Origin of the sequence: Capnocytophaga sp. oral taxon 878 (assembly GCF_002999135.1) — a bacterium.
GTDB lineage: Bacteria > Bacteroidota > Bacteroidia > Flavobacteriales > Flavobacteriaceae > Capnocytophaga.
The window spans coordinates 155291-166261 of sequence record NZ_CP027229.1; the positions used below are offsets into that span (position 1 = coordinate 155291).

Consider the following 10971-nt stretch of genomic DNA (forward strand, 5'->3'; position numbering starts at 1 on the left):
GAGGGTGGTTGTAGGAGAAATGACAGCAAAGCCAAATAAAGGCAGCAATACAAGTAAATAGTGAGTTGTTACGCCTCTATTGGCAAATGGGGAAAGATATAGTGGAAAAACAAGAACAGGCTAAGTGGGGTGATGGTTTTTTGCAAACCCTTAGTGCTGATTTGTGTGAGATGTTTCCTATGATGAAAGGGTTTTCTTATAGGAACCTAAAGATGATACGACAATGGTATTTGTTTTATAATCAGCAAGATGTAATTGGGAAACAACTTGTTTCCCAATTAGAAGTTTCTTTGTTTAGAGTGCCTTGGGGGCATCATATAATGATTATGCAACGTTGTAGGGATATGCAAGAGGCTATTTTCTACGTTTATAAAACAATAGAAAACCATTGGAGTAGGTCGGTATTGGAACATCAAATAGAGTTGAATTTATATGAGCGGCAGGGGAAAGCGATTACTAATTTTCAGCAAGAACTGCCTATAGCTGCTTCTGAGTTAGCCCAAGAGCTTACTAAAGATCCTTATGTGTTTGATTTTCTTTCAATAACCGAAAAATGTACTGAAAAAGAACTTCAACAATATTTGGAAGATAATATGACAAAGTTTCTATTAGAGCTTGGAAAGGGCTTTTGTTTCTATGGGAAACAAGTGCATATAAATGTAGGAGGAGATGATTTTTATATTGATTTGCTTTTTTATAATGTGCAATTGCACTGTTATGTAGTAGTAGAACTCAAAACAACCAAGTTTAAGCCTGAACATATAGGGCAATTGAAATTCTATGTAACAGCAATAAATAAACAGTTGCGTACTGAAGCTGATAATCCTACTATTGGCTTGTTAATCTGTAAAGATAAAAATGATGTAGTAGCCCAGTATACTTTAGATGATATACATAATCCGATAGGTATTTCTTCCTATAAATTATTTGATGAGTTATCAAAAGATTATAAATCATCTTTGCCAAGTATTGAAGAAATAGAAAAACAACTAAATATAACTAATTAATAATGAACACAGAAAGCATCATCAAAGAAATCTTAACAGGAATAGCTACTGCCTTTGACGAATTAGATCTTCCTAAAAAGCCTTATGGCAGAAATGAACTCTGGGAAGGTATCACCGATTATTTCAAAATAAAACAGAGAAAGAACAAAATAGAGTTTCATAATAATGAGGAAGAATATACTTGTCCTTCTATTACCATTAAAGACTTTGAGCAGCTTCCTGACGATTTTATAGACAATGAGTTGCTTCCTGCTTTGGAAGAACAATTTACTCAAATGTTCTTCAACCCTGAGTTTTATTATCGCTTTCAGTACAAACTTACCTTAGTATTTGATTTTCTTACCGCCACTGGGCATCACGCCCGCAAACAAGTGCGATTGGAACACCCCGAGCGCAAAGCTGAACTCAAAGAGCGTTTGGATATCTATATACAAAAGGTTATTTATGAGGCTACCCAGAAAGTGAAAGAGAAAGAAGTGCATACTTTCTTTGATAAACTTTTTGATTTTGAACTCACAGGCTATAGTGAGGACAAGGTAATTGAAATCCTCAACAAAGGGATTACCCTCATAGATCCTAAGTGGAAAAAGACTTTAGAAGAATATCAATGGAGCTTGCTTTACCATACACGAGAGTGGAAAGAAAAGGTTTTTATGAAACTATATTACAAAGTAGAAGGAAGTGATTGGTCAAAGAAATATACACTCAAGGAAGGTTTGCAAGCAAAAGATATAGATAATGCCAAACTAAACCTATTTGTGGCACAAGCTCTTTGGCGTATCAAATACAAAAAATATAGTTGGGATGTAGAGTTTGCTTGTGAGGATTTAGAGCGTGCCGCTAAGGAATTAGGCTCTAAAAAAGCAGCGATGTACCTCAAAGAGGGGACAGGTATCTTGCCTAACGAACTTATCCATTACAAGGATAGTGAAGTGGAATGTGATGCGAATGATGTTTTTGCTCAGATCAGTGTGAAAATCAAACAAGAGTCAGCCACGGCTTATGACAAGGCTTTAGATTTTATCATTGCTCTGCTCAAAGCTGATTTTCCTGTCAGTTACTATATCAAGATCAGCAGTAAAGCCCCTAAACAGTTTTTAGACATTAAAGGCATTGCCAAATCGCCTACCCATCGCTTTTTTGCCCAAGCACTGCAATACGAGGAGTTGCGCCCTAAATTAGTAGCTTATGCTGAGGTGGCTATGAAAGAATTTCAGTGGTATAATGATGTAGAAGAAGGCGAGAAAAGCTGTATGCCGGGTAGTTATGCCGTCTTTGGTTTGGGTTTGATAGGAGAGGAGTATTTTCCTTTGGTTAGCAAATACTTTGCACTATTGGACGACGAACACCAAATGATACACAAATACTTTGTGAGCGCCCTTATCGATCGTTATGGAGTGAATGAAAAATCCTTACCGCTTATCTGCCAAGGAATCACCTCAGCACAGTTTGATATGGTGTTTAAGAATTTGGAAAAAGAAATGGAAAAGCCAGAGAACAAGGAGTTACTTGCGAAATTCCTCAAAGAAAAAGAAGCCTTTTTTATTGCCAACAAAGAACCTGGTTTCTACAAATATTACGAAGAGGAGATTTACTATGCCATCTATGGCAAACAGTGGAAGAAAAAATAAATTAAATGATAGATACCCATACACATTTATATTCGGAAGAATTTGATAATGACCGTGCTGAGATGATAGCACGTGCCCAAACAGCAGGGATAAAACATTGCTGCATTCCCGCTATTGATAGTACCTACACCCAGCAGATGTTTCAGCTCAAAGCTAATTATCCAGATTTTGTGTCACTTATGAATGGACTACATCCTTGTAGTGTGAAAGAAAATTATAAAGAGGAACTAGCTCACGTAGAAGCTTTAATGCCTACACATCCTTTCTGTGCCATTGGCGAAATAGGGATTGACCTCTATTGGGATAAAACTTTCCTAAAAGAACAGCAAGAGGCTTTTGCTTGGCAAATACAGCTGGCAAAAAAACATCAGCTTCCCATAGTAATACACTGTAGAGATGCCTTTGATGAGGTTTTTGAAGTTTTAGAAACAGAAAAAGGGGAGGGGCTTTTTGGCGTTTTTCACTGCTTTACGGGAACTGAAGAGCAAGCCCATCGCGCTATAAGCTACGGTTTGCACTTGGGCATAGGAGGAGTAGTAACTTTTAAGAACGGGAAAATAGATCAGTTTTTAAAAAATATACCTTTAGAGCATATAGTTTTAGAAACAGACTCTCCTTATTTAGCTCCGGTACCTTACCGAGGAAAGCGTAATGAAACAGCTTATATTTTGCAAGTGGCTGATAAGATTTCTGATATTTATTGTCAGTCCTTAACCAATGTAATTCAGCAAACTACAGTGAATGCAAAAAAAATATTTAACATTTAATTGTATATTATCAAAAATTTTTTGTTACTTTGCCTCTTGTTACGCATAACAAAGAAAAACTCAAATGGAAGATTATTACAAGTCAATACGCCCTTTTTATGATAACGAGGTGCCTGAAGCACTGCGCCAAATTAAAGACAATTCTTTGATTAAGGCTATGTTGGCTTATGCTTTTCCTGAAAGCACTCCTGAGGAACGCGAACGAAAATTGCTATCGTGCCAAAAAGTAAGTGATTTTCAAATTGATATAATGTATCAGGTGGTTGTTAAAGCAATAGAAAAGAGTATTTCAAAATTTACTTATGAAGGTTTTGAAAATCTTGATCCTGAAAAGTCTTATGTTTTTATCTCTAATCACCGTGATATTATTTTAGATACTTCACTGCTGAATGTAGCCTTGCATAATAATGGACTTGAAATGACGGCTTCGGCTATGGGCGATAACCTTTTGCGCAAAAAGTATTTAAAAATACTGGCGATGCTTAACCGCAATATCATAATATACAGAAGTTTGCCTCCTCGAGAGGCTTTGGAACATTCTAAGCTAGTGTCTGAATATATTTATGATTGCATTACCGAGAATCATCGCAGTGTATGGCTAGCACAACGTGAGGGACGTACCAAAAATGGTGATGATCGTACCCAGCAGGGAGTACTAAAAATGCTTACTCTAAATGCTATTGAAGGACTCTCGCCTTTGCAATATCTCAAGAGCCTACATATAGTGCCTATGGCTATTTCTTATGAGTTTGATCCTACTGATGCTCTTAAAATACCAGCTCTTATAGCTCAACACAAAGGAGAAGCCTATGTAAAAACTAATAAGGAAGATTTTGAGAATATTATTCAAGGGCTTATAGGGAAAAAAGGGCGTGTACATATTGCAGTAGGAGAACCCTTAAGTAAAGAGTTAGATATTATTGAAGCTGAACATCAGCACCTAAATAAACAATTACAAGCAGTTGCAGAGTGTTTGGATGCTGCTATTCATAAGCAATACCAGCTGTTCCCTCCTAACTATATTGCAGCTGACTTGCAAGATGGCACCTATATATATAATAAGCATTACACGAATGAAGAAAAACAACAGTTTCAGCTTCGGATGAATAAGTTAGCTGAAGATGATATCTCACGTACTAAGTTTTTGGAAATGTATGCCAACCCTGTAAAAAATAAAGTGAATGGAAACTAATAATTCAAAAGTATTGCTTATCTACACTGGTGGTACCATCGGGATGATAAAAGATTATCAAACAGGAGCATTACGTGCTTTTGAGTTTGACAACCTTTATAAGCGTATCCCTGAGTTATCACATTTAGATTGCCAAATATCGGTACATTCCTTTGAAAAAGTTATTGATTCATCTGATATGAATCCACGACATTGGGTAGCTATAGCTGAAGTTATAGAAAAGGAATATACTAATTATGATGGTTTTGTAGTACTACATGGCAGTGATACGATGAGTTATTCTGCTTCAGCTCTTAGCTTTATGTTAGAAGGTTTGTCAAAACCTGTAATATTCACAGGCTCACAACTCCCTATTGGCGATTTACGCACTGATGCTAAGGAAAATCTAATAACCTCTATACAGCTTGCAGCCTTAAAAGAGGAAGGACAATCGGTAATACGTGAGGTGGGACTTTATTTTGAATATAAGCTATATAGAGGTAATCGTACTACTAAGGTAAATGCAGAACGCTTTCAGGCTTTTACCTCTCCTAATTACCCTTTGTTGGTTGAAAGTGGAGTACATTTAAAGGTAATGAAAGAGAATTTGTTTAAACCTAAACCTCATACTATTCTAAAAGTATGGAAAGAGTTTGAACAAAAGGTAGCTATACTCAAAATGTTTCCAGGCATAACACCACAACTACTAAATGCTTTTTTTAGTATTGAAGGATTAAAAGGAGTGGTGTTAGAAACCTACGGTTCGGGTAATGCTCCCACTGATGAATGGTTTTTGGAATGCTTGCGAAAAGCCATTGGTAAAGGAATACACATTGTGAATGTAACCCAATGTAGTGGTGGAAGTGTGATTATGGGCAAGTATGCCGCTAGTGAAGCCCTCAAAACAATGGGAATAATAGATGGAAAAGATATTACAACAGAGTCGGCTATTACTAAAATGATGATTTTATTGAAAAAAAATATTTCTCCTAACTTGTTCAAAATCAAATTTGAAGAAAGTATAGTTGGGGAAGTTTAATAAAAAATTAAGAAAAAAATTTGTCAGTTACAAAAATATTTTGTTACTTTGGCGTTCAGAAATAGAGAGGTGTCCGAGAGGTTGAAGGAGTACGCCTGGAAAGTGTATATACATCAAAAGTGTATCGAGGGTTCGAATCCCTTCCTCTCTGCTTCTTTCAAATTTATAACATTAATTAAAAATTGAATTATTAACTAACAATTTAAAAAGATTAATCAAATGAAAAAAATGTCATCTAAGCTACTTTTAGTAGCAATGCTAGTTCTAAACGTAGCAATGGTTAGTGCACAGGAAGTATCAGATGCGGCTCAACAAAGCAAAAGCTTCCACCAAGTATTCAAAGAACGTTTCATTGAGGGAGGACCTATGTATATGGCTCCTATCTTGCTCTGCTTAATTATCGGTTTAGCAGTAGCTATTGAGAGGATTATTTACCTCAATATGGCAACGACAAACTCTAAAAAACTTATTACTGATATTGAAGAAGCTTTGGATAGCAAAGGTGTTGAAGCTGCAAAAGAAGTATGCCGTAACACTAAAGGCCCTGTAGCGTCTATCTTCTATCAAGGATTAGACCGTGCATCTGAAGGTATTGATATGGTTGAAAAATCAGTAGTATCTTATGGTGGTGTACAAATGGGACAATTAGAAAAGAATGTTTCTTGGATTTCGCTCTTTATCTCTATTGCACCAATGTTAGGGTTTATGGGAACCGTAATTGGTATGATTGAGGCGTTCGATAAGATTAGTTCTGCTGGTGGTTTGGATGCTTCACTTATTGCTGGTGATATTAAGGTTGCCTTGCTTACTACTGTATTCGGTTTGATAGTTGCGATGATTCTACAAATTTTCTATAACTACATTATCGCTAAAATCGATGCTATTGTAAATGATATGGAAGATGCTTCTATCTCACTTATCGACCTATTAGTAGCAAGAAAAATAAAATAATTTACTCACCCTACTTTAAAAAAAAACTTTTAAGTATGTATAAAATAGCAAAATACGCATCAATAGCATTAGGAGTGCTAGGTATATTACTATGGATATGGTTATCCGTACTATATACTCCTGCAGGAACTCCTGTTGAGGAAGTGAAAAATAACTTCTGGAATCTTTGGGGTGCTGTTAGCTTTCAAGGTTTGCTAAGCTTTACTCTTTACTTTACTTACTTTATAGTAGCTATTGTGCTTGTATCTGTAATAGTATCAGCTTCTCTTAGCATAGCCTCATCACCTAAAGCACTGAAAAAAACGCTTATCTATACAGGTGCTTTTGTTCTTGTTCTTCTTGTAGCTTACATTTTCTCATCAGGAAGTGTAGAAGCTAATGCTAGTGAAGAAGTGAAAAAAGCAAGTGAATCTGTACGTAAAGGGGTAAGCACCGGTTTAATAGCTTTGTACTTATTGGTAGCAGTAGCTGTTGTAGCTCTCGTTGCCTCTAACGTGAAAAAAGCACTAATGAAATAACAAAAAACTATGGCAAAACGTTCAATACCTGAGGTAAATGCAGGGTCAATGGCTGACATTGCTTTCCTGCTGTTGATATTCTTTTTGGTAACAACAACCATTGAAAGCAATTCAGGGATTACTGTAAAATTGCCTCCTAAACAACCTGCCGACGCTCCAGAACCACCAGTGGTAAAAGAGAAAAACGTATTGGTAGTAGTTGTAAATAAAAATAACCAGTTGCTTATCAATAACCAGATAAAAGAACTAAAGGATGTTAAGCAAACTGCCCTCGATTTTTTGGATAACAACGGCGATGGAACTTGCGCTTACTGCAAAGGTGATAAATTAGCAACTTCATCAGACAACCCTGATAAGGCTATCATTACTTTGCGTAATGACCGAGAAACATCATACAAAACTTACGTAGCTGTACAAAATGAGCTTATCAAAGCTTATAATGAATTACGTGAGCGGCAACGCCAACGTTTGTATCCTAATGAAGTACCTTACGAACAAATTGAAGAGGAGTTTAACGCTGCTCGTACGCCAAAAGAGCGTAAAGCACAGTTAGAGCCCGTAATATTGAAATTGCAGGAACTTTACCCAAGAAAGCTCTTGGAAACTGCACCTAAAAAACACTAAAATTAAAGACTATGTCAAAATTCACAAAAAAGAAAAGTGGCGATACGCCTCCTATCTCAACGGCTTCTTTGCCTGACATTATTTTTATGCTTTTGTTTTTCTTTATGACTGTAACAGAATCAAAAGATAGTGATTTGATGGTTCAGAATAAGTTGCCTGTAGCTGATCAGGTACAAAAGTTGGATAAGAAAGACCCCGTTGTTTATATGTACGCAGGGAAACCTCTTCCTAAGTATCAGTCTAAATTTGGTGTAAATGCCAAAATTCAGGTAAATGATAAATTTATTGATGTGTCTGAAGTAGGTCACTACATTCTCAACTACAGAGAAGGCTTACGTGAAGGTTTACGTGATATCTTTATTACAGCCTTGAAAGTAGATGCTGATACCAATATGGGACTTGTAAGTGATATTCGTGAGAAATTACAAGATGTAAATGCTTTGAAACTTACTTATATTGTACATCAAGGTTCTCCACTTAATAATAAATAAAAATAATTGTTTATTATAATAAAAAAGAAATCCGCGAAAGTTTTCTAACCTTGCGGATTTCTTTTTTATTATAAATTATTTAATTCTTAGCTATTCATTATAGAACATTGGTTGTAAAGTTCACGCCAACTAGTTCCTCTTTTCTTCATTACATTTTCAAGGTATTCTTTCCATACTATTTTATCTTTATCCTCATCTTTTACTACAGCTCCTTGTAAGCCTGAAGCAAGATCTTCATCGGTAACAGTTCCATTACCAAAACTACCTGCTAATGCCATACTATTAGTGATAAGTGATATAGCTTCTGCTGTTGAGATAACTCCACTAGGAGATTTTAGTTTTTGTTTCTCATCTAAAGTAGTTCCTTTCCTCAATTCTCTGAATATTGTTACTATTTTTTCAATAGCTTCGTTCTTTGGTAAATGAGCTTTTAGCTTGTAGTTATTTGATATTTCCGCTACACGCTTAGTTACGATAGATACTTCTGTTTCTAAGGTAGCTGGAGCAGGTAATACAATAATATTGAAACGGCGTTTGAGTGCTGATGACATTTCATTTACGCCACGGTCACGTGTATTGGCAGTTGCAATGATTGAAAAACCGCGTTTGGCTGCTTGTTCTTCACTAAGCTCAGGGATAGCGATAGTTTTCTCTGAGAGAATAGAAATGAGAGCGTCTTGCACTTCTGAGGCACAACGTGATATTTCTTCAAATCGTGTTATCGAACCACTCTCCATAGCACGATAAATAGGTGATTTTAGCAAAGCTTCATGTGAAGGTCCGTTAGCTAGTAACATAGCATAATTCCATGAATAGCGTATATGTTCTTCACTAGTACCTGCAGTACCCTGAATTACTTTTTGTGAATCACCACTAATAGCAGCTGTAAGATTTTCTGAAAGCCATGATTTAGCAGTTCCAGGCTCACCTATAAGTAACAAAGAACGGTCAGTAAGAAGAGTGGCAATAGCTATTTCTACAAGCCGATTGTGGCCTATATACTTAGGGGTGATAGTTATACCACTAGCAGAGCCTCCAGTAATAAATTTAAGTACAGCTTTAGGTGATAGTTGCCAGCCTATAGGTTTTTCTTGTTTTTTATCTTCTTCTTTAAGCGCCTCCAACTCATTAGAGTAGAGCTGCTCGGCAGGAAGTCTTAATACATCTGACATATTTGATAGAGATTAATTGTTAAATATAAATAATAAGGGTATCCAGAGAATAATGATAATTTCTAGATACCCTTTTTTATGAGTGTTTATGAATTTGTATTAGTCAGCAAAAGCATGTTTATAACCTTTAATTTTTTTCCAAGCACCACGAGTAAAATCAGGGATTTCTACAGGAGCACTACCATTTTCTAATGATAACTTAGAAAGAGGTGCCACACAGCACCATTCAGCAAGGTCGTATACATCCATATCCAAAGGTAAACCATTACGTAAACAGTAGATAAGGCGATAGTCCATAATGAAATCCATACCACCATGTCCACCTACTTCTTTAGCACGAGCTTCTAGGTCTTTAAGAATACGAGGTTTGTATTTCTCCATTAAAGCTTTTTTAGCAGCTTCAGGCATAAAGTTATGTGCTGATAAATTTTGATGATCAGGAACTTCGTCTTTAGCTATGCTTTCAGGCTGAATAAGGTAGCCTTGTATAGGGTATTTATTAGCAAAACCATTAGTACCAGTTAGTTGGTACATACGAGAGTAAGGGCGAGGTGTAACTACATCATGTTGTATTTGGATAGTTTTACCATTTTCTGTTTTAATCATACTAATGGTAAGGTCTCCGTTTTGGAAGTTAGGATCTTCTTTACCCATTACGCGTTTGTACACTTCTTTTCCTCTAAAAGGATGTGTGTCAAATGAAACTATATAGTTCATTTTATCACCACGGTGAATATTAAGAGCTTGGCAAACGGGTCCTATACCATGAGTAGGGTATACATCACCACGGTTTTTGGCATTATAATCTAAACGCCAGTTATTCCAATAATAAGTCCAGAAATCATCTAAGTTATGAATATAAGCACCTTCTCCGTGAATAACTTCACCCAAAAGTCCTTGTTGTGCCATATTTAGGGTTGTAATTTCAAAATAGTCATATACGCAATTTTCAAGCATCATACAATGTAGGCGAGTTTTTTCACTCATATCAATAAGAGCCCAAATCTCTTCCATAGTAAGAGCAGAAGGTACTTCTATAGCTACATGTTTTCCATGTTGCATAGCATAAAGAGCCATAGGAGCGTGGTGTTTCCAGTCTGAAACAATATAAACAAGGTCTACATTTTTGTTTTCACATAGGGCTTTCCAAGCATCTTCTGATCCTGTGTATTGATCTACACGAGCTAATCCTTCTTTTTCAAGAATTTTTTGTGAACGCTCTACCATCTCAGGACGAATGTCGCACAAAGCAGTAATTTTAGCTCCAGGTACGTGATTCAAACGTCTTACAGCATCATGCCCACGCATACCCAAACCAATAATACCTACACGTACAGTTTCCATTTTAGGAGTAGTAAGGTTTAGTACATCTTTTTGTCCTGCAGGACGAGGTGGTGTAGGCACCTTAATTTGGTAAGCACTTGAGTCTTTTCTAGTGCTTGAGGATGAGGCTTGATTAGAATTACAAGCCACAAAGCCTAAACATACAACAATGCCTAAGGCTACTTGATAAATTCTTTTTAACATAATAAGAAATACTTTTTTAAAGGTTGATTATTAATGCGACAAAGGTAGTGAAAAATCTTAAAAGTAAAAAATA

11 protein-coding genes and 1 tRNA gene are annotated in these 10971 nt (G+C 36.2%); 10 read left to right on the forward strand and 2 right to left on the reverse strand.

What is annotated here, in order from left to right:
* Nucleotides 1-65: 65 nt before the first annotated feature.
* From C4H12_RS00760 to C4H12_RS00805, 10 genes are all read left to right on the forward strand, one after another.
* Nucleotides 66-1007 carry a YhcG family protein gene (locus C4H12_RS00760; RefSeq protein ID WP_305764013.1) on the forward strand — a complete coding sequence of 314 codons (942 nt, stop codon included), beginning with the start codon at nt 66-68 and terminating at the stop codon, nt 1005-1007.
* A gap of 2 nt (nt 1008-1009) precedes the next feature.
* Complete coding sequence (locus C4H12_RS00765; protein WP_106097218.1) at nt 1010-2638, forward strand: DUF6138 family protein; 1629 nt, start codon at nt 1010-1012, stop codon at nt 2636-2638.
* Nucleotides 2639-2643: 5 nt separating this feature from the next.
* Nucleotides 2644-3405 (forward strand): TatD family hydrolase, encoded by a 762-nt coding sequence (locus tag C4H12_RS00770; RefSeq protein WP_106097219.1) that lies wholly within the window; start codon nt 2644-2646, stop codon nt 3403-3405.
* A gap of 64 nt (nt 3406-3469) precedes the next feature.
* The gene (locus C4H12_RS00775) at nt 3470-4597 is read left to right on the forward strand and encodes a 1-acyl-sn-glycerol-3-phosphate acyltransferase (protein ID WP_106097220.1); all 1128 of its coding nucleotides are present in this window, start codon (nt 3470-3472) and stop codon (nt 4595-4597) included.
* A complete protein-coding gene (locus C4H12_RS00780; RefSeq protein ID WP_106097221.1) occupies nt 4587-5615 on the forward strand; it encodes an asparaginase in 1029 nt (342 codons plus the stop codon). Before C4H12_RS00775 ends, C4H12_RS00780 begins: the two co-directional genes overlap by 11 nt.
* Nucleotides 5616-5678: 63 nt before the next feature.
* Nucleotides 5679-5766: transfer RNA gene (locus tag C4H12_RS00785), tRNA-Ser, on the forward strand.
* Between the two features lie 68 nt (nt 5767-5834).
* Entirely contained in the window at nt 5835-6566 is a 732-nt protein-coding gene (locus tag C4H12_RS00790) for a MotA/TolQ/ExbB proton channel family protein (RefSeq protein ID WP_106097222.1), read from the forward strand.
* Between the two features lie 35 nt (nt 6567-6601).
* Nucleotides 6602-7084: a hypothetical protein gene (locus C4H12_RS00795; protein WP_106097223.1), complete on the forward strand. Its 483-nt coding sequence runs from the start codon at nt 6602-6604 to the stop codon at nt 7082-7084.
* Between the two features lie 9 nt (nt 7085-7093).
* Nucleotides 7094-7708: a biopolymer transporter ExbD gene (locus tag C4H12_RS00800; protein ID WP_106097224.1), complete on the forward strand. Its 615-nt coding sequence runs from the start codon at nt 7094-7096 to the stop codon at nt 7706-7708.
* Nucleotides 7709-7719: 11 nt separating this feature from the next.
* Nucleotides 7720-8199, forward strand: a complete 480-nt coding sequence (locus C4H12_RS00805) for a biopolymer transporter ExbD (RefSeq protein ID WP_106097225.1) — start codon at nt 7720-7722, stop codon at nt 8197-8199.
* An 86-nt stretch (nt 8200-8285) separates the two neighbouring features.
* Here the strand turns inward: C4H12_RS00805 and C4H12_RS00810 are convergent, their stop codons facing one another.
* Nucleotides 8286-9371, reverse strand: coding sequence for an AAA family ATPase (locus C4H12_RS00810; RefSeq protein WP_106097226.1), 1086 nt, complete (start codon nt 9369-9371; stop codon nt 8286-8288).
* 99 nt (nt 9372-9470) lie between these two features.
* Nucleotides 9471-10898, reverse strand: coding sequence for a Gfo/Idh/MocA family protein (locus C4H12_RS00815; protein ID WP_106097227.1), 1428 nt, complete (start codon nt 10896-10898; stop codon nt 9471-9473).
* Nucleotides 10899-10971 lie beyond the last annotated feature (73 nt).